At 41.9% G+C, this 19116-nt stretch carries 22 protein-coding genes, 3 pseudogenes and 1 riboswitch; of the genes and pseudogenes, 13 read left to right on the top strand and 12 right to left on the bottom strand.

Going from position 1 to position 19116, the window contains the following annotated elements:
• Window positions 1–146 precede the first annotated feature (146 nt).
• Window positions 147–1016: a DUF4349 domain-containing protein gene (locus JCM19055_RS05255; protein ID WP_042358853.1), complete on the top strand. Its 870-nt coding sequence runs from the start codon at window positions 147–149 to the stop codon at window positions 1014–1016.
• A 104-nt stretch (window positions 1017–1120) separates the two neighbouring features.
• A riboswitch (TPP riboswitch) is annotated at window positions 1121–1220 on the bottom strand.
• 133 nt (window positions 1221–1353) lie between these two features.
• Here the strand turns inward: JCM19055_RS05255 and JCM19055_RS05250 are convergent.
• The 3 genes and pseudogenes from JCM19055_RS05250 to JCM19055_RS05240 all read right to left on the bottom strand — a co-directional run bounded on the left by JCM19055_RS05250 (window position 1354) and on the right by JCM19055_RS05240 (window position 4126).
• The gene (locus tag JCM19055_RS05250; RefSeq protein ID WP_152549768.1) at window positions 1354–1884 is read right to left on the bottom strand and encodes a chromate transporter; all 531 of its coding nucleotides are present in this window, start codon (window positions 1882–1884) and stop codon (window positions 1354–1356) included.
• 120 nt (window positions 1885–2004) lie between these two features.
• Window positions 2005–2460 (bottom strand): chromate transporter, encoded by a 456-nt coding sequence (locus tag JCM19055_RS05245; RefSeq protein ID WP_370543008.1) that lies wholly within the window; start codon window positions 2458–2460, stop codon window positions 2005–2007.
• Between the two features lie 61 nt (window positions 2461–2521).
• Window positions 2522–4126, bottom strand: a pseudogene (locus JCM19055_RS05240) (gamma-glutamyltransferase family protein).
• A gap of 221 nt (window positions 4127–4347) precedes the next feature.
• Here JCM19055_RS05240 and asnB point away from each other — a divergent pair.
• From asnB to JCM19055_RS22865, 3 genes are read left to right on the top strand one after another with little or no spacing between them, the layout of a single operon-like run.
• Window positions 4348–5352, top strand: a complete 1005-nt coding sequence (gene asnB / locus JCM19055_RS22875) for an asparagine synthase (glutamine-hydrolyzing) (RefSeq protein ID WP_052365963.1) — start codon at window positions 4348–4350, stop codon at window positions 5350–5352.
• Window positions 5353–5386: 34 nt separating this feature from the next.
• Window positions 5387–5851 (top strand): asparagine synthase-related protein, encoded by a 465-nt coding sequence (locus tag JCM19055_RS22870; protein WP_081833462.1) that lies wholly within the window; start codon window positions 5387–5389, stop codon window positions 5849–5851.
• Window positions 5844–6230 (top strand): asparagine synthase-related protein, encoded by a 387-nt coding sequence (locus JCM19055_RS22865; protein ID WP_052365961.1) that lies wholly within the window; start codon window positions 5844–5846, stop codon window positions 6228–6230. Before JCM19055_RS22870 ends, JCM19055_RS22865 begins: the two co-directional genes overlap by 8 nt.
• A gap of 122 nt (window positions 6231–6352) precedes the next feature.
• Here the strand turns inward: JCM19055_RS22865 and JCM19055_RS31320 are convergent, their stop codons facing one another.
• The 7 genes and pseudogenes from JCM19055_RS31320 to JCM19055_RS05215 all read right to left on the bottom strand — a co-directional run bounded on the left by JCM19055_RS31320 (window position 6353) and on the right by JCM19055_RS05215 (window position 10110).
• Window positions 6353–6880 (bottom strand): transporter associated domain-containing protein, encoded by a 528-nt coding sequence (locus tag JCM19055_RS31320; RefSeq protein WP_370543011.1) that lies wholly within the window; start codon window positions 6878–6880, stop codon window positions 6353–6355.
• Window positions 6881–6913: 33 nt separating this feature from the next.
• Window positions 6914–7551 (bottom strand): annotated as a pseudogene (locus JCM19055_RS31315) (CNNM domain-containing protein); the annotation flags it as partial.
• 343 nt (window positions 7552–7894) lie between these two features.
• On the bottom strand, window positions 7895–8749 hold the full coding sequence (locus tag JCM19055_RS05225) for an LCP family protein (RefSeq protein ID WP_193745320.1): 855 nt from the start codon (window positions 8747–8749) through the stop codon (window positions 7895–7897).
• A gap of 100 nt (window positions 8750–8849) precedes the next feature.
• Window positions 8850–9011: a hypothetical protein gene (locus tag JCM19055_RS28595; RefSeq protein ID WP_265181835.1), complete on the bottom strand. Its 162-nt coding sequence runs from the start codon at window positions 9009–9011 to the stop codon at window positions 8850–8852.
• Window positions 8998–9702 carry an MsnO8 family LLM class oxidoreductase gene (locus tag JCM19055_RS22860; protein ID WP_265181834.1) on the bottom strand — a complete coding sequence of 235 codons (705 nt, stop codon included), beginning with the start codon at window positions 9700–9702 and terminating at the stop codon, window positions 8998–9000. Before JCM19055_RS22860 ends, JCM19055_RS28595 begins: the two co-directional genes overlap by 14 nt.
• 14 nt (window positions 9703–9716) lie before the next feature.
• Window positions 9717–9839 carry a hypothetical protein gene (locus JCM19055_RS28590; protein ID WP_265181833.1) on the bottom strand — a complete coding sequence of 41 codons (123 nt, stop codon included), beginning with the start codon at window positions 9837–9839 and terminating at the stop codon, window positions 9717–9719.
• Window positions 9829–10110: a DUF3219 family protein gene (locus tag JCM19055_RS05215; RefSeq protein WP_042358850.1), complete on the bottom strand. Its 282-nt coding sequence runs from the start codon at window positions 10108–10110 to the stop codon at window positions 9829–9831. The genes JCM19055_RS28590 and JCM19055_RS05215 overlap by 11 nt, the downstream gene beginning before the upstream one ends.
• Before the next feature lie 249 nt (window positions 10111–10359).
• Here JCM19055_RS05215 and JCM19055_RS05210 point away from each other — a divergent pair.
• The 4 genes and pseudogenes from JCM19055_RS05210 (at window position 10360) to JCM19055_RS05195 (ending at window position 14258) form a co-directional block, all read left to right on the top strand.
• Window positions 10360–11366: pseudogene (locus tag JCM19055_RS05210) on the top strand (PTS transporter subunit IIC).
• Window positions 11367–11440: 74 nt separating this feature from the next.
• Window positions 11441–11764 carry a 2Fe-2S iron-sulfur cluster-binding protein gene (locus JCM19055_RS05205; protein WP_042358848.1) on the top strand — a complete coding sequence of 108 codons (324 nt, stop codon included), beginning with the start codon at window positions 11441–11443 and terminating at the stop codon, window positions 11762–11764.
• Window positions 11765–11805: 41 nt separating this feature from the next.
• Window positions 11806–13092, top strand: a complete 1287-nt coding sequence (locus tag JCM19055_RS05200) for a Zn-dependent hydrolase (protein ID WP_042358847.1) — start codon at window positions 11806–11808, stop codon at window positions 13090–13092.
• Between the two features lie 80 nt (window positions 13093–13172).
• Window positions 13173–14258: a tetratricopeptide repeat protein gene (locus tag JCM19055_RS05195; protein ID WP_042358845.1), complete on the top strand. Its 1086-nt coding sequence runs from the start codon at window positions 13173–13175 to the stop codon at window positions 14256–14258.
• Here JCM19055_RS05195 and JCM19055_RS05190 read toward each other — a convergent pair.
• Both JCM19055_RS05190 and JCM19055_RS22855 read right to left on the bottom strand, forming a co-directional pair.
• Window positions 14244–15152, bottom strand: coding sequence for an MFS transporter (locus tag JCM19055_RS05190; protein ID WP_081833460.1), 909 nt, complete (start codon window positions 15150–15152; stop codon window positions 14244–14246). The genes JCM19055_RS05195 and JCM19055_RS05190 overlap by 15 nt on opposite strands.
• 10 nt (window positions 15153–15162) lie before the next feature.
• Window positions 15163–15444: an MFS transporter gene (locus JCM19055_RS22855; protein ID WP_052365959.1), complete on the bottom strand. Its 282-nt coding sequence runs from the start codon at window positions 15442–15444 to the stop codon at window positions 15163–15165.
• 171 nt (window positions 15445–15615) lie between these two features.
• Between JCM19055_RS22855 and JCM19055_RS05185 the strand changes: the two genes are divergently transcribed.
• From JCM19055_RS05185 to JCM19055_RS05165, 5 genes are all read left to right on the top strand, one after another.
• Complete coding sequence (locus JCM19055_RS05185; protein ID WP_042358844.1) at window positions 15616–16629, top strand: hypothetical protein; 1014 nt, start codon at window positions 15616–15618, stop codon at window positions 16627–16629.
• A 4-nt stretch (window positions 16630–16633) separates the two neighbouring features.
• The gene (locus tag JCM19055_RS05180) at window positions 16634–16942 is read left to right on the top strand and encodes a LysR family transcriptional regulator (RefSeq protein WP_042358843.1); all 309 of its coding nucleotides are present in this window, start codon (window positions 16634–16636) and stop codon (window positions 16940–16942) included.
• Window positions 16878–17558: a LysR family substrate-binding domain-containing protein gene (locus tag JCM19055_RS05175; protein WP_193745319.1), complete on the top strand. Its 681-nt coding sequence runs from the start codon at window positions 16878–16880 to the stop codon at window positions 17556–17558. Before JCM19055_RS05180 ends, JCM19055_RS05175 begins: the two co-directional genes overlap by 65 nt.
• 129 nt (window positions 17559–17687) lie before the next feature.
• Window positions 17688–18626, top strand: coding sequence for a TAXI family TRAP transporter solute-binding subunit (locus JCM19055_RS05170; protein WP_052365958.1), 939 nt, complete (start codon window positions 17688–17690; stop codon window positions 18624–18626).
• Window positions 18610–19116 (top strand): DUF1850 domain-containing protein, encoded by a 507-nt coding sequence (locus JCM19055_RS05165; protein WP_042358839.1) that lies wholly within the window; start codon window positions 18610–18612, stop codon window positions 19114–19116. Before JCM19055_RS05170 ends, JCM19055_RS05165 begins: the two co-directional genes overlap by 17 nt.

Genomic DNA, 19116 nt, shown 5'->3' with positions numbered 1-19116 from the left:
CTGAGTAGTTGAACGCTCTACTCAGTTTTTTTGTGTTCAGAGAGATGAGTAGCGCGCCTTTATGATGTTTTTATTATTATTTTCAGAAATATGAAACATATAAGTGTAGAACACGACTACAAAGGTAGAGAGAAGGAGGGGTAGTCGTGACACTAAAAATTGTATCATTACTGTTTGTTCTCTTATTCATTTCAGGTTGCAATCAAGATCAATCAACGGAATTAACTCGGCAGATGAGTAATACGAATGAAATGGCAGACCAAGTTTTAGATGTAGAAGAAGACGCTGTAGATATGGAAGTAGAAGAGACCGACCAGACAGAGAGCAATGTAGAAACCTCAGAGCGTATGGTCGTACAAAATGGACACCTTGAAGTTGTTGTTGAAGAGTTTGACGACATGATGTATGAAATTGAGAACAAAGTGATGGATTTAGATGGCTATGTTGTTGAAACGAGCGTTCAAGGGAGCGAAGAAGGTGAGCGCAGTGGTTCATTACTCGTACGTATTCCAGAAGATGATTTCCAATCGTTTCTGGATGAAGTTGTTTCTGTTAGCGTAGAATTAGTGCATCGTTCCACGTATGGAAATGACGTGACCGAAGAATATATCGATCTCGAATCTCGGCTTCGTTCTCAAGAGGTCGTAGAAGAGAGATTGCTAACCTTTCTTGAAGCTGCAGAGAATACAGAAGATTTACTAACGATCTCTGAGGATTTGGCAAATGTTCAACAAGAAATTGAAACGATTGAAGGAAGAATGAATTATCTAGAAAATCAAGTCGATTTTGCAACGGTAAATTTGTATATTTATGAGCAAAGTTCAACCGCACTGCAAGATCAAAGCAGCTTGAATACGTGGCAAAATGCGACGAACTTGTTTACGGGTACAATTAATGCGTTACTGTCTGTCGTCTCATTTATTGTTGTCACTGTTGTGGGATTATCACCGGTTCTTGTACCAGTTTCTATCGGGATCATTGTCTCGTTTTGGCTATATAGAAGGAAAAAGAAATAGGAAAAATTAAACCCTCCATATAATAATGTTCAAATGGAGGGTTTTAGGTGTAAAGGACTAATCGTAAAACGAAAAAAAGCCCTAGTGCATTGCACAGAGCGTTCTCGTAACAAGCTTCACTTTCCTACGCTGGTACGAACCAGATCAGGTTCAAAGGGTTAAAGCAACGCTTCTCTCAGCCGAATGGCCCCCCTAGTGAATAAAAAAAATATATTCAAGAATGGCTTACTAATACTTATTAAACCATAAAGAAGTCAGAAAATCAAAAAGAATTCCGCATGCATTATATTCCATTAAATGTATAATGATGATTCTAATTAACTGCGCCTTATGTCAGTTAAGATAGGAATATAGCCCCGTATATAAGAGAGCCAATAATAACGATGACAGGATGTACTTTGAACTTCTCTAATAGAAGTAAAGCAGCGATTGCAATAAACAGTGTCTGAATCATACCAGCATCTTCCCAAGACATAACGAAGAATTGAAAAGCAAGTACACCTAGTAATACAGCAATGGGTGCTTGAATGTAAGACGTCATTTTTTTCATGCGTGGGTGATCTTTGTACTTTAGTAAGACGGACATTAGAAGTAACATCGCTGCTAGACTTGGTCCTACTGTAGCAAATAGTGTAGCGATGACACCAGGTACGCCGGCAACTTCCCAACCGACAAATGCAGCCATCTTCGTCGCAATAGGTCCAGGTAATGCATTGGCAAGAGCAAGGACTTCACCGAATTCTTGCGTGCTCATCCAACCGTAGCGGTTGACAACTTCATGTTCAATAAGGGGAATGGAAGCAGGTCCCCCACCGTAACCGACAATTCCAGGAATGAAAAAGGCGAGGAATAAGTGCCATAACTCCAGCATTAGTGATCGCCCCTTTCTTGTTGTTTTTCTTCTTTTGGTTTGCGGATCAGTGCAATGGCGATTAAAGTGACGATAAGAATTGCAGGGTGTACGTTTAACCACTCGAGTACAATTAAACTAATGAATGTTAAGAGTACCGTTCCGAGAAACCCTGCTTTTTTTGTTCGATTGCTTCAAGAAATTATACGTCATGATGATTAGCAATACCCCAACAACAGGGGCAATGGCATACGTCATTCCTTGTACAAAGGGAATGTCCCGAAACGATGATAATGTTCCAACGAGAATAATCGTTAAGATTGCCGTAGGCATGATAGCTGCGATAATTGCATTGATGAGACCAAGCGTGCCTCCGATTTGATAACCGATGTACCCACAAAGCTTCGTAATGATTGGTCCAGGAAGCGTGTTGCCTAGCGCTACTGCATCACTAAATTCTTCATCACTCATCCATTTGTATTTATCTACTACTTCTTTATGTACGAGAGGGATCGTTGGAGGACCGCCTCCGTAACCGAGGATATTCGCTCGAAACATCGCAATAAAGATGTTGAGCTGTGTTTGTGCGTTCATGAGTAGCTCCATGTTAGTAATAAACGAGGAAAAGCAAGGGGATGGCCCCTTGCCCTTTAAATTACCAAATTGCGATGTGTCCGTCTGCGCGTGGTTCAGTACCACCGACAAGTACACCTGTATCTGGATCACGCCAAATGATTTGCCCTCTTCCGAAACTTCCAGATTCGAGCGTTGGTTTAATTGTATGCCCTTTGCGTTCTAACTGTCGAGCAATTTCAGCAGGAAAGCTTGCTTCAACTTCAACAGTCTTTCCTCCAACCCATTTCCAACGAGGGGCGTCTAGAGCAGCTTGTGGGTTAAGGCCGTAGTCGATGCAATTGGTTAATACTTGTAGATGTCCTTGAGGCATCATGTATCCGCCCATTACACCGAATGGTCCGACAGGGACACCGTCTTTTGATAAAAATCCAGGAATAATTGTATGATACGTACGTTTGCCACCTTTTAGCGCGTTAGCAGCCGTTTCATCTAATTTGAATTCCCAACCACGATTTTGTAATGAGATTCCTGTGTTTGGAATCACAACACCTGATCCAAAGCCTGCATAGTTGCTTTGAATTAATGAAACCATGTTGCCATCACCATCAGCTGCGGTCATGTAGACTGTTCCACCACGTGCAGGATCGCCCGCTTTAGGATCAATGGCTTGGTCGGTGATAAGGGCACGACGTTCTGCTCCATACTCTTCTGTAAGCAGGTCTTTCGGGTCAATGGACATGTGTTCAGGGTCTGTAATGTATTCAAAACCATCAGCAAAGGCGAGTTTCAAAGCTTCGATATGTGTATGATACGTTTCTACCGTTTCCTTAGCTGGTAAGTCGAACCCGTTTAAAATGTTCATCGCCATAAGAGGAACAATTCCTTGTCCGTTCGGAGGCAACTCCCATACATCATAGCCTTTGTAGTTTACGCTAAGTGGTGTCACCCAATCGGTTTGGAACTTCGCTAGATCTTCTTTACGGATAAATCCACCATGCTCTTTAGAAAAGGCATCGATGGCTTCTGCCAACTCACCTTCGTAAAAAGCTTTCCCGTTCGTCTCTGCAATTTTCTTCAGTGTTTCTGCATGACCAGGTAAAGTCCAAATCTCACCAGCCTCAGGAGCACGTCCGTCTTTTGTGAATGTATCGTGCCACGGCTTAAAGACAGCTTCTTCAGCAGGATACGTGTTAACGGCTTTCTTCCAATGATGAGCTACGACTGGGCTGACAGGGAACCCATTCTCCGCATAATCAATGGCAGGAGCGAGGGTTTCACTGAGTGGCAGTTTCCCGAATCGCTCAGAAAGAGCTGCCCAACCACCAGGTGCACCAGGAACATTGACCGGAATTAATCCCTTTTGGGGCATATCCTCATGTCCAAGCGCCTTTACAGCTCAATAGAAATGCCTTCAGGAGCACGGCCACTTGAATTCATGCCGTAAAGTTCTCCGTCTAGCCATAAAATTGCGAAAGAATCGCCGCCAATCCCGTTTGATGTCGGCTCAACAACGGTTAAGGCTGCAGCGGTTGCAATTGCTGCATCAACGGCATTGCCGCCTTTTTTTGAGCATCGTAAGGCCAGCTTCAGCTGCCAGTGGTTGAGAAGTTCCTACCATCCCTTTTGTGCTGTATACTGGCGTTCGCTTTGAAGCGTAAGGCTGATAATACTGATCGAATTCCATCATGTTCCTTCACCTCTATGTATAAGTATTAATCTTCTAAAAAGTATAATTAGTATTTTACCATAACTTATTACAGGAAAGTATCTCGTTTTTCAAAAGTGATCGAGTAGCATTAAAGATGAGAATTCCTTTTTTTCTATACATGTTTTACGTTAAAACGTAGCAAACTACGAAGATTAGAAAGTCAAATTCGTAGGCTGTTGGAAAAGGAGAATTGTAAGATGTGTGGGATTAACGGGATTGTTAACACAAGCGTTCATTCAATGATACAAGAAGATTTACTACATATGAATGAGCAAATGATTCATCGGGGACCTGATGATCAAGCGATCTGGAGTGATGATCACATCGGTCTTGGTTTTTGCAGACTTGCGATTATCGATCCTTCAACAGGCATGCAACCGCTCACGAATGAAGATGGAACACTTCGCCTCATCTGCAATGGTGAGATTTACAACTATCAAGAATTACGTATGAATTTAATCGCTCGTGGACATCAGTTTACGACGAAGAGTGATGCAGAAGTTCTTCTTCACCTGTATGAAGAATTAGGAGAAGCGTTTATTTACGAGCTTCGGGGGATGTTCGCATTTCTTTTATGGGACGAGCACCAAAAGCGTCTTATTGCAGGACGCGACCCTTTTGGTATTAAGCCTCTACATTATTGTATTGATGACGGTAGGATTCTTCTTTCCTCGGAGATTTCTAGTTTGGTAAGGGTACGAAGAGAGTGTTCGAAGGTTGATGCGAAAAGCTATGCGCACTATTTAACCTTACAATATGTTCCTGGTGTACATACGATGATTGAAGGGATTAAATCTGTTCGACCAGGGTCGTATTTGTGTATAGAGACTAGCGGGAAAGTTCTCTCCAAGACGTATTGGAGCGCGCAACCTTCAACAGTTGAGCCAACCGATCGAGAGGATTGGAAAACAAAAATTCGCGAAAGCTTGGAGGAGTCAGTAAACGTACATATGCAAAGTGATGTTCCTGTAGGGAGCTTCCTTTCAAGTGGGATCGATTCGACGATTATTACTGCATTAATGCGTCAGCATGGTCCGCTGCATACTTTTTCGGTAGGTTTTGAAGGTGAGCAGAATGAGTGTGAGATTTCTCGGGAAACCGCAAAGCAACTAGATACCATTCATCATGAACAAACGTTATCCGAGGAGACGTACTTTGAACTCGTTGATGAGGTGATCTGTAAGCTGAATCAACATTGCTGACCCTTCAGCAGTTCCTTTATACGCTCTTTGTAAAATGGCAAAGGAGAATGTGACCGTCGTATTATCAGGGGAAGGAGCGGACGAGCTGTTTGCAGGTTATCGAATTTACCAGGAGCCAGAAGCGTTAAAAGCGATAGCGAGTTTACCTCGTATGCTAAAAAGACCATTGCGCCAAGTTTTGTCTAAACTACCAGCGATGTATGGTATCAATTATGTGCAACGCGCGTGTACGCCACTTAACGAGCGTTTTGTTGGTAATGCGAAAGTATTCCAAGGGGATAAATCATCTGTTTTAAACAAACGTTTGATTAACTACGATGTGTATGAAGAGCTGAGTAACGTTTATGAGGAAGCGAGTAATTGGAACGACGTCCAAAAGATGCAACACATTGATATGAACTTTTGGTTACCGGGAGATATTTTAGTAAAAGGGGACCGAATGTCTATGGCTAATAGCCTTGAGTTGCGCGTACCTTTTTTTAGACAAGGAAGTGTATAACGTTGCTCGCGCAACACCAACAAAATGGCTGGTCGACAAAGGGACAACAAAAAGGTTGTTACGCGAGGCATTTGCAGACATAGTACCTGCGCATGTTCTTCACCGTCCGAAGCTTGGCTTTCCGGTCCCACTACGCAAATGGCTGAAAGGTAATCGAGGAACGGAGATGGTTGAACGGATTGTAGCATCGAATGTAGGTGATTATGTAAACGTTCATTATGTAGAGCAACTTCTGCGTGAACACCAATTAGGCAAGAAAGATAACAGTAGGAAGTTGTGGGTCATTTACGTGTTTGCTGTGTGGTTTGAGCAACAAGAGCGGTTCATGCAAAGTAGTGAGAGACAAACATTACTAGAAAAGACGTCCAACCGCCTGTAAATAAAAACGGGCAGAGCACGTGGGGTTCCCGTACTTCAGAGTCACTCGCATCGTTTTTTTTAGTAGGGTAACAACAAAATAAGCTTCCTCCAAATGGAGGAAGCTTATTACATTGTGTATGATTATGATTGTTCGATGGATTGTTCTGTGAAGATGATTTCAAGTTTGCGGTAGCGATATTCGTCCCGTTTTAGAACTTTTATCTCAAGCTCCTCGGTGCGCCATCGTTGTCCTTCTTCGATGTTCGGGTTTTTAGCGAATAGCCAGCCCCCGATCGTATCAAATTCATCCTCATCAATTTTTGTTGGGAGAAACTCATTTACGTCGTCAATGAGTGCAATTCCATCAACAAGAATGTGAGAGTCTGCAATCTGTTCAATCTCTGGAATCTCTTCTTCATCAAACTCGTCTCGAATGTCCCCAACGATTTCTTCAAGAATATCTTCAATGGTAATCATCCCAGAAGTACCGCCATACTCATCAATCAAAACTGCTAAGTGAGCGCCTTCTGATTGCATTTTGCGTAGTAGACGCTTAATTGGGGTTTGATCTGAGACGGTTAAGACAGGACGAATGATTTCATTTAGATTCACAAGGTTTTCTTCAACGTTCAAGAGTAGAAACTGCTTGGTGTTGATAAAGCCGATCATGTCGTCTTTGCTTTCGCCAATGATTGGGAAGCGGGTGAACCTTGTATCTTGAATTATCGCCATTGAATCTTTGAAAGAATCATCGACCGACAAACAGATCATATCTGTCCTTGGTACCATAATCTCATGTGCTTTTCGTTCGTCAAAGGCGAAAATGTTATTTACGTAGCCAAATTCTGCTTGATTAATTTCACCGTGCTTTAAGCTTTCGGTAAGTAAAATTTGTAACTCTTCCTCGGAGTGTGCTTCTTCCCGCTCTGCAGCAGGTTGTATGCCGAACAGTCGTACAAATCGGTTTGCGACACCATTGAGTACAAATATAATTGGATAAGCTAATTTATAAAAGATTCTTAGTGGTCGTAACAAGAAAAAGCCAATGGCTTCAGGCTTCTGAATGGCAGCAGTTTTAGGTGCCAATCTCCGAAAACGACGTGCAAAAACGTCACAATTGCAAAAGCTAGAATAAAGGATAAAGGTGTAATTAGTGTATCTGAGACGCCCACTGCTTCAAACACAGGGTGTAGAATACGTTCAACGACTGGCTCACCTAACCAACCTAGACCGAGTGCAGTAATCGTAATTCCAAGCTGGCATGCGGCAAGGTAACCGTCTAACTTCTTTACGGTGTCTTTCATTAAAGAAGCCTTTACATTACTTCCTTCATCAATCATTTGATCGAGACGACTGTTTCGAATTCTAACAATCGAGAATTCTGACGCCACAAAAAAAAGCAGTGGCGATTAATAATAAGACAAACAGCGTCGCGCTAATCCCTATACTCAACGAAACATTCTCCTCTGTTATGCAGTATGTTGTTGTAGATGTTGAATAATGAACAGCAAAATAGACAATTATGTTATGCACAAATAAACAGGAACATCACCCCTGTAAAAACGTGCAACTCATTATTCTAGATCTTCACTCACCTGCCTCAAAGGAAATATTAAAAAGTATTATAGCATGAATCATCTGTGAATGGGGGCGACCTTGCTGGGATTTGGAGCTAGAAAAGCTTCAAAGCTCTAAATGTTTTTTTAGTTTATTGGACTGTTTTTCAAGTTCTTCATCTGAGACGAGTAAATAGTAAATCCCATCTTTATACGTTCCAGTTCCTTGTAATGTATGCTGTTCAATATGATGCCTAGAAGGTTCATAGGCGAATAAATCAATCATTTCACTAAGTGTTAAATTCGTTTCAACGTTATCGCGAACAGTAGTGAAGATCTCATTTATTTTTGATATCGATGGAAACTGAACGATTTCTTTAAGAAAGCTCTCGATGACTTGTCGTTGACGAATGTTACGCCCTGAATCACCTAAAGGATCTTCATAGCGCATGCGAACGTATGCTAAAGCTTCTTCTCCGCTTAATTCAGTTGGACCTTCTAAAAATTCAAATCCCCCATATTCAAAAGAAAATGAGTTCGTAACGGTGATCCCATCAACAGCGTCAATTAAATCTGTAAAGCCTTGCATATTAATTGTGACGACATAGTCAATCGGTATATCGAGTAAGCTTTCAACCGTTTCAACCGTCATATCAGCACCGCCGAATGCGTGAGCATGATTGATTTTATCGATGGTGTTGTGACCGATAATCTCTGTGCGAGTGTCTCTTGGGATGCTGAGCATTTGAATGGAGGGTGTTGTTTGATTGACTGTGGCAACGATAAGTGTGTCTGTTCTACCTAACGTTTCATCCTCAGAGTCTAAGCCGAGGAGTAGAAACGAGATAGGGTCATGCTCTTCAACAAGAGCAGGTTCTGGGCGGTGGACGGAAGGATGAGTACGTTCAATGGGGCGGTAAATGTCGTCAGTCGTTTTCGTGAGTGTACCGTAGGAATAGAAAAGAAATACAGCGATACACAACGTAAGTGTTGCGATGATTGCCCCAAAAATTAAATACGTTTTTTTTCATCTCATCCCCCTCGACACAGAGTATCGTTTGTTAATGATATGGCTATAGTTCCTAGTTTAGACGGGGTAAGGATAAGTCATTCATAGCATCTGCAATCAATTTGTAGGAGTGGATGCGATCGTTCACGTCATGAGCGGGGGTGTGAATCATAACTTCTTCAGTTGGAAGTTCAGCAATTTTTTTTGCAACAAGCGAAGGTTCACCGATAATCATCTTTTGTACATATTCTTCGAACTTTTTTTTGCTCATCGGATTTGAACGTGTATTGACTAGCTACTTGGATTGAAGGGATCCCATCGTTTCCAAAACCTTGATTGACTTGTTGCTGCCAAAGGAAGAGGCTTTTTGCAAGGAGCATCGCTTTTTCGTTCGTTTCAGCACAAAGGGCAGCAATGGTCATCATTGAGTTTGCGTGTGATCCTTTTGTTCGCGGTGTAAATTGGTCGTGATAAAGAGCGATTGCTTCCGCTCCATCTGTATCACTCATCCATTGACCAAAGGCGTAACTCATCCCCAGTTTGGCAGCCAGTTCAGCACTTTTCTTGCTCGTTCCAAGAAGCCAAGTTGAAGGTGGTGTGTTTGGAACAGGGGATGCGTGAATGTGTGTAACCGTTTGATCAATGTATGTTAGTAATTCTTGAACAAGGTCCGGCATTTTATATACAGCTTGTAAGAAGTTATCATTAAGGGCATTGGTTACTTCGGCGCTCCCACCTGGGGCGCGGCCAAGACCGATATCAATTCGATCTGGAAAGAGCGTAGCGAGTGTATGATGAATTTCTGCCACTTTAAAGGGCTTGTAGTGCGGCAAAAGTATTGCGCCGGTGCCTAAACGGATGCGAGACGTTTTACCGCCAATCCAGGCGAGTAACACTTCAGGAGTAGAAGAAGCTAGTCCATTCAAATCATGGTGCTCTGTTAACCAAAAGCGTGTATACCTAGTTGTTCGACAGCTTGTGCGAGCGTGGCAGAGTCTATCAGAGCTTCTTGTGACGATTTTCCAGCCGCGATCGGGGAGCTATCGAGTACGCTAAGCTTCATGAACATCTCCTTCTTTCTGCAGTGTGAGTGAAAATGTACCGACTTGGTCGGGTTCGTATAAGTTCGTAATTGACGTTGAATAATTGATGATGCTCCCATTAAATGAACGATTTTGATCGGGAATTGTAACAAGAAAACGTTGGCGATATAAAAGTGTCGTTACAGCATGATAGTCATTTGAATGCACTTGAAATGTAAAGTGGATCGATTGGTCGTCTTCTGCCCAATCCATGGCCTCTATATGGTTGTCATCTAGCTTGATGTGTATCATTTATTGTAGCCTCCTCGTGTAATGCTTATGGTGTAGACAATAACAGATAAACCGTTATGAATCGTATGTTTAGGCTTACTAGGGCGCTTTTTAATCGTAGTATGTGCTGGATGCACACGTCTCATAAGTGCATCGAACGACGATTAATAAGCTACTTTGTGAAATATTTAACAAATTTATATAATAGTTTTTAGGAGTTTTCGTTATGATAGAGAAAAGAATAGCTATTTGGAAAGGAAGTAATGAATTATGCGGGCGTTTTTAAAGAGAAAAGGAATTGACCTTTCTTGGCGTACGTACATTATTACAGCTTTTAGTTATATGACTCTTGGGTTGTTTGCGTCATTATTAATTGGATTGATCATCCAGACGCTAGGAAACCAACTGGGAATTGAATTCCTCGTTGATATGGGGACGCTTGCGATGGGACTGTTAGGTCCAGCAATTGGTGCTGCAGTCGCTTATGGTCTTGGTGCACCGCCACTGGTATTGTTTGCAGCGATTGTTAGTGGAGCCGCCGGTGTTGAACTAGGAGGTCCTGCCGGGGCGTTTTTGGCTTCAGTTCTTGCAGTAGAGTGCGGGAAGATCGTAAGCAAGGAAACGAAGTTCGATATTTTACTTACGCCTTTTGTGACGGTAGCGGTCGGGTATACAGTGGCTGTGCTAATTGGTCCGCCGATTGACTCGGCTATGCGAGAGTTTGGCGGGCTCATTAACTGGGCAACAGAACAGGAACCGTTAATTATGAGTATGGTCGTGGCAGGGCTTATGGGATTGGCACTAACAGCACCGGTTTCTAGTGCGGCAATAGCCATAATGATTGACTTAAATGGTCTTGCTGCTGGAGCTGCCACGATTGGTTGTTGCGCCAGATGATTGGATTTGCCGTAAGTAGTTTTCGAGAAAATCGAACGAGCGGTCTTATTTCGATGGGAATTGGGACGTCGATGCTGCAAGTACCGAACATCGTTAAAAACCCATGGATCCTAGTACCACCAACCGTCACAGGGATTCTACTTGCACCGATTGCTGTCATTTATTTTGGGATGATTAACAATGCAGAAGGTGCTGGAATGGGGACCAGTGGTTTTGTTGGACAAATCATGACGTTAACATCAATGGGATTCACGATGGATGTGTTTATTCTCATTTTGTTGTTTCACTTTGTATTGCCAGCTTTGCTCGCATTTTTCCTTTCAGAACTTATGCGTAAGATGCGTTTAATTAAATTTGGTGATATGAAATTAGAGCAATAAGGGTAAAGAACGGTTATACAATGTTTTGATCTAATGATAGAATTTTGCCTATACATAAAAAGGGGATGATTTGAATGCCAACAGTTACGGTAAAAGATAAAGGAAGCTTTCAAGTAGAAGCAGGAACAAAATTAGTACTGGCTCTAGAAGATAACGGCGTCGATATTTTGCATCGTTGCGGTGGGAACGCAAAATGCACGACGTGTCGTTGTGAGATTATTAGTGGTGATCCAGGTTCAATGGAGCAACCTGAAATCGATGCTCGCAAGCGAAGAGACGTAGATGACGAATCCATACGTCTGTCTTGTCAGGTTAGAGTTGAGTCTGATTTAACAGTAAACCCTATTCGTCTAGCGAGCGTTGAAGGTCTTGATGCTGGACCGCGTCCTACAGAATAACCTAGTGACAATAACGAAGAAGATAGGGAGTTGAAGTAACAATGTATGAACCATTGTATAACCGTTTATTATCTGAATACGCTGAGAGCCAAGATGCTCTCGGTGTTCAAGGTGAACGACTTGCCAAGCGACTTAGTAAGATTGCCGAAATTGGTTTAACAGCTGATGGTGGGAGTGATCGTGTCGGCTTTTCAGAAGGAGAAAAGCGAGCAAAAGAACTTGTTATAAGTTGGATGGAACATGCCGGCATGAGCGTACGTTCAGATGAGGCTGGGAACGTCATTGCTAGATTAGAAGGAAGTGATTCATCGTTACCACCTGTGATCAGTGGTTCGCACGTGGATAGCGTTCCGAATGGAGGACATTTTGATGGTCCGTTAGGTGTGCTATCGTCTTTGGAAGTCGTTGAGGCTTGGGCAACAGAAGGGTATACACCAAAACGTGCTTATGAAGTGGTCATTTTTACTGATGAAGAAGGAAGTCGATTTAATAGTGGCTTAACAGGAAGCCGTGCGATGACTGGCGCAGTAGATCTTGATCAACAGATGGCGCTTCGTGATGCTAATGGTGATTCATTTGAGGAAGTGTTGGCGGCCATTCAACTGGACGCACAAACCTTTTCAAAAGCAAAGCGTGAATTCCAACCTGGAAGTGACTACATTGAGTTACATATTGAGCAAGGAAAAGTATTGGAAGAGCGCAATCTCCCGGTAGGAGTTGTTTCGGGTATAGCTGGTCCAAGGTATTGGAAAATGACCTTCACAGGAGTAGCAGGGCACGCAGGCAACACAGCGATGAACCAGAGGCAAGATGCACTTGTAGCTGCGTCACAACTCGTTCACTCAGTTGCATCTTTGCCGATTCGACATAGTGAGACCGCGGTAGCAACTGTTGGGAAATTAACGGTTGAACCGAACGGTGCGAATGTCATTCCTGGTAAAGTAACACTTGTTGTGGATGTAAGAGATATTACTGCTCCGACTAGAGATGTATTATTTGAAGAAATAAAAGAAGTTGCTAACACCATTTCTCAGGAATGGAATGTGTCCTTGGAATGCGAAGAAACAATTAATGTGGCGCCAGTGCCAGTATCTCAAGAAACGAAGGATCGATTGCATTCAGTCATAGAGGCAGAAGGGTTTTCATCGATTGAAATTCCTAGTGGCGCGGGGCATGATGCGATGTTGATGGGAACACAAATGTCTATGGCTATGATTTTCGTACGGAGTGCAAAAGGTATTAGTCATCATCCGGATGAATGGACGACATTAGCGGATTGTGTGACTGGTGTAAAAGTTTTGAAACGATATGTCGAACAATTGCAATAAATAAATCAAGGTTTTAATACGAGAGTGTCTCCTCTGTGTGTTATAATATTCTAAACATTTGTGGCATGGAGGGTACATCAATGTTGCATGAATATTCGCCGGCAACGGTTGGAGGTGAAATTAACCTCTGGTATGAAGCGGTAAAGCGTAACCATCGTGAGCTTGCGGTCCAGCTGAAAGATAAAGTTTCTGGAATGCTTGAGCAAATGCTCCCGGACCATAAGGTCGTCACGTTTTATCAGCTTGTTTCGTTTAAGCACGATAAGTTTCTCGATGAGCGTTGGCTGAACTTACCGTATTATAGCAATGCTCCTCAACCAACAGATGAAATGGATTGCCTATTAGATTTTTTTTCGTATTATCTTCATGCCGAGTCGCTTATGGAGAGTAAGGATTATCGAAATGCATTTAAATATTTCTCCCGTGCAGAAGATATGTTAACTCAAATCGATGATCCGGCCGAACGTGCAGAATTTCTTTTTCGATTTGGACGAGCTTGTTATTCCCTTCATTTGTATGGAGAAGCACATCTCCAATTAACAAAAGCATTAACGCTGTATGAGCAACAATATGGGTATGAGCGTGCTCAAGCCAGCTGCAAGATTTATTTATCTGATGTTGAAAACTGGTTAGGAGAAACAAACAGAGCAAGCCAGTTAATCAGTGAGGTTTTAAGAGTTGAAGAAAACTTGGGAGATTTGAAACCAAGGGTATTAGGGGTTTCAGGTCTACATGCGATGAAGGCTATGAATTACGAAGAAGCTCTTAAGCATTTTGAACGTGCGATTAGCGATGATGAATACGCAACAACAATTGATGGTGTCCAATCGAAAATACTTCTAGCTGTCACGTACTTCTTTTTAGAGCAAGACCACCATGCTCGTTTATTGTTAAATCATGCAGAATATGAGGCAAAAGCAAACAATTATGAGAATCTATTAGCCATCTGTCTCATTTTACGCGGGTTGCATGATTATAGAGATCATACTTATGTGGAAGAAGGCCTTAAGCTCTTATCTCAACCTGGCCTTGAACGTGTATATTATGATACGACCGTTTTCATATCACGGTACTATGAAGATCTTGGTCAACTCGACTATGCGTTGTATTTCTTAAAGAAGACAGTCGATCTGAAATTGATGCATCCGCAATTAACACTCACGTGATTCTATTGAATCACGTGTTTTGTTTGATTGCACGATTAAATAGATCGTAAGAATCCCACCAACAACTGCTGTGAAACTTGCAAAGACAAAGACTGCTGGTAATGAATAGTGTTCAGCAATGAGACCTGCCAGCCAAGGTCCTAAGAAAATTCCAGCAGCATAATACGATTGATAAAACCCCATAATGGTCGTCTTCATCGATGGAGGAGCAAGGGTGGCTGCTTGCGACAAACAGATTGGTAATACAAACCCTAATGCAAGTCCAATAATCGCATGAATGATACTAATGGAAACTAGACCTGTAGACAGAGGAACGGTAAGAAAAGCAATCGCTGACAGAAAAAGACTGCTCATACAATGGTTAACTCTACTTTTCTTGTGAGTTGTATGGTAGCTACCATTAATGAGGAAAGTGCATGAGGTAGGAAAAAAAGCCGTCATGAGTAGAACCATTTGTTGTTCATTGATTCCGAGTGTAGCAGCGTAATTAGGTGTGAAACCAAAAATTGAAATAAACATAACACCGTGTGTAATAAGAGCAATGGTTGCAAGTGGCAATAGAGACTTCGTTTTGAGCGTGCGAGTGATATATTCATGTGCTTGGAGTGTTTGAACTTGAGTTGCATCATGGTCTACAACTTTGACAAATAATGAGAGAACAAGTCCAATGATTGATACAACCACGCCCACCCAAAATGGTGAGAGCCAACCGAAAGATTCCACGAGCAAACCTGCCGTTAGCATACTCGCGAATTGTGGGAGTACGGTAAAAAGTTGCATGGCTCCCATCGCTTTACCTGCTTGGTCTTGATGAACATATTGTGCATAAAGAATCGTTGCCATCACCCACATCGCTGCGGTAACACCTGAGAGCAGACGACCGATTAACACCATTACGAAGGAATCAAAAAAAGACGAGAATTAAGCCACTAATTGCAGCGATCACAAACCCACTCACGTAAAGCCCTTTACGAATCGATCGTAGCCGATCGGATAAAACCCCTAGTGGAAAGCGTAAAGCAACTTGCAACACTCCGTAGCTACCGAGTATAATTCCGATTGCTGCATAAGGAAAAGAGATCTGTTCTAAGTACAAACTAAAGATCGGTACGTATATGTAAGTCGCGAGCCAAAAGCAAAACACGGACGCTAAAAATAGGATATGATCGAGTCTCGTAATTGTCATAAAAGCACCTCCATTCACAAATTCTAACAAATAAAGTATGAGCATTCGTAGTTTTGTAAGCATTTGCAAGAAAATGATTTCTGTTATAGAGTTATAATTAATAGTAATTTATACTTAATGCTAATATATGCTATCCTCGTACTACTTTAAAGAATACGAGGTGCTTGTTAGATGTCAAAGATTGCAGTTGTATCATTTGGTTTAGGTCCGATTGGAGTAGAAATTCTTAAGAAGTGCAGTCTGGAAGAACATATAGAGGTTGTTGGTGGTGTCGATCTTGATCCACAAAAATTAGACTTGCCACTATCTGAACTTGTCAGTGAAGCCCCTACTAATCGTCATATTCATGCTAATATTTCGAAATTACAAGATATTGTAAGTGCTTACGATCATAAAGTCGCAGTTCATGCTACGGGTTCGCATCTTCCCTCGGTTTGGCCTCAAATCAAAGAGCTTCTTGATCACGGTTTTCATGTCGTATCCACGTGTGAAGAGCTTCTCTATCCTTGGCATCGTTATCCAGAGCTTAGTGCTGAAATCGATCAATATGCGCAACGTAAAGGGAAAGCAGTCATTGGGACTGGTATTAACCCTGGTTTTGTTATGGATACACTCCCGCTCGTTGCGAGCACTGTAACCGATGGAATTACACGTATTCAAATCAAACGTCATGTTGATGCGAGTAAGCGTCGCGTGCCTCTTCAGCAGAAAGTTGGCATTGGCAAGACAGTTGAAGCGTTTGAAGAACTTGCAAAAGACAATGCGATTGGGCATGTCGGTTTGGAAGAATCATTAAGAATGTTGGCAGCAGGTCTTGGAATAACGATTCAAGCAGTTAAAGCATCGTTACAACCTGTTTTACTTGAGCAGAAATTGTCTCTTCCTTGGATCGATCTGGAAATTGGAGATGTCGCCGGGCAGCTTCAGAAGATGAGTGCAGTCACAGAAGAAGGAATAACACTCGAACTCGAATTAAAAATGGCAGCAGGTGTAGAGTCTCAAGATGCAATTTCTGTTGAAGGGAATGATCATGTGCAATTACTTATTCCTAATGGAATATTTGGTGACACGGCAACCGCATCAATGATTGTAAATGTAGGAAAGTCTCTAGCGTGGCAAGAGCAAGTAGGTCTTGTAACAATGATGGATGGGGGCTTGCGAGATATCGTTATAAAGGGTGATTAAGGAAATGAACTTATTAGGATTTAGATATTTTCTTGAAGTAGCTCGTACGTTGAATTTCAGTGAGGCATCGAGGCATTTGCATGTGAGTCAACCTGGACTTAGTCAACAGATCTCATCGCTGGAGAAAGAGTTAGGGTTTAAATTACTGAAAAGAACGACAAGGCGTGTAACCTTAACCGATGAAGGTGCTTTTCTCTATGAAAATTTAAAGCCATCGTTTAATAAGATCGAGAACACGATCGAAGAAATTGCAACACTCAAAAAAAGTACCTCAAGCAATCATTCACATCTCTACCGTACCGTCTGCTGCTAACCTTTGGTTACCAAGTCTCGTGAAGCGGATGGGAGAGACGAATGCTGACGCTGAACTTTACTTAGATGAAACAACTTCTAAAGTGGCAATTCAGTCAATCAAGAAACAAAAGAGCCATATCGCGTTCGTGCGCATGTCACCGGATTCGAACGAGCTAGATCAAGAAAATCTAAGTACTTATGAGTTAAGCCAACACCCATTAATGGCGGTCGTCTCAAAAGAACATCGTTTTGCTAATGACGACATACTAGATTTAAAACAGTTAAAAGATGAACCATTTATCCATTATCACCCGAAAAACTCACCAGAACTATATTATTTATTAGAAAGAGCCTGTTTGCAGGCTGGCTTTGTACCGAATACCATTTGTAGTGGTCCTGAAATTATGACTATTGAAACATTAATCAGTCACGGTTTAGGTGTGACCCTTATGCCAGAAGACATGGTTCAACTTCTTAGAAATGATTCAGTAAAATCGGTGAGACTTTCAGACCAGGTATTGATGAGTTCAATAACAATGATCTGGGAAGATACTCCCTATACACCTCAAGTCACTAGGGAAGTTGTCGGCATTGCAAAAGATGAGTTTTCAAGTATAGCAAGTCAATATTTATAATTAAAGATTATAAATCTATAATAAATACTTAATTAAAAGCGGATAAAGATCATGGTAGGGTTAATGAGGAATCTATTTGTATCTATTTAGAAAAAAATTCCGAATTACTACATGATGGGGGTCATTATTGTGAAAAAGTTATTTGGTACGACTTTAGTCGCTGGCGCGTCTGTAGCATTGCTCGCGGCATGTGGTGACTTTGAAGATGAACTAGAAATCCTCACGGGTGGAGAACAAGGGGCTTATTACCCACTTGGTGCCCAAGTAGCAACAGTGATTAACGACCATGTGGATAGTCACGATGCAGCGCATTTCTCAACAGGTGCATCCGTTGTTAACATTAACGACATTGCAGATGGAAACGGTCACATTGCCTTTTCGCAAAATGATACGGCTTATTATGCAGAACAAGGTGGAAACGATTTCTTCGAAGAGCCAGTTGAGGGCGTACTCGGTCTTGCAACTCTTTATCCAGAAGTCATCCAAATCGTTGCAACTGAATCTTCAGGTATTGAGACAGTTAGCGATTTAGCAGGAATGAGCGTTGCTGTTGGTGATGTTGGATCAGGTACAGAGGTAGTAGCAAGCCAAATTTTAGACGCACACGGTATGTCATATGATGACTTTAGTGTTGAATACCAAGATTTTGGTGATGCAGCTGACAGCTTACAAGATGGCAACATTGATGCGGCTATTATTGTAGCAGGTACGCCAACAGGGGCAATTGAAGCATTGTCTGCACAAGCAAATATTACACTCGTTGATGTAGAAGCAGATGCTGCTCAAGCTCTACTTGATGAGTACCCGTTCTATACAGAGTATACAATTGAAGATTCATACGGTTTAGATGCTCCAGTTAATACGCTTGCAGTACAAGCGATGTTAATTGCTCAAGCTGAACTTGAAGACGAAGTTGTCTATGACATCTTAACTGCGATTTTTGAAAATGAAGAAACTTTTTCAAATGCTCATAATGCTGGTAACTTCATCAGCTTAGACAGTGCTCAAGATGGAATGTCGATTGAATTGCACCCAGGTGCACAGCAATTCTATGATGAAAATCAATAATACGGTTTCTAAACGAGGAGGGCGATTACTAGCTCTTCTCCTCGTTTTTTCTAGTCTGATTATTGTCGTTCTACTCATGATGACAAGTCAGCGTGAACCGAGGCTACAAATTGTTGCAAATGAAACCGGTGAAGTGCTTTTTAACTATGAAGTGGCACCGGGTACGCAGTTTTATCATGAGTACATCCATTCTGTCATGAAAACACCGATTCGCGAGATTTTTATGATTGATGAAGACTACATCATTGTTCCGAAGGAAACATGGACGAAGTCTTTTGGTGCAGGTATTCCATATGCTGAAAATGAGCAAATGGAAATGATTGATGGGTATTTTATCGTTCCGAGTTCAAGTCGAGAGATTGATTCGATTCGTTTAATGCCTTCGAACATGTATGAGCATACCTTTCAATATGAAGATGAAGAGATCATCGTGTTATCAGAATTGCCGGAGGATGTACGGAAGTTAACAATTGAGGTTACAGGAGGATGA

Source organism: Geomicrobium sp. JCM 19055, from assembly GCF_000698185.1.
GTDB lineage: Bacteria > Bacillota > Bacilli > Bacillales > Marinococcaceae > Geomicrobium_A > Geomicrobium_A sediminis.
This window is presented reverse-complemented; position numbering and strand designations above follow the sequence as displayed.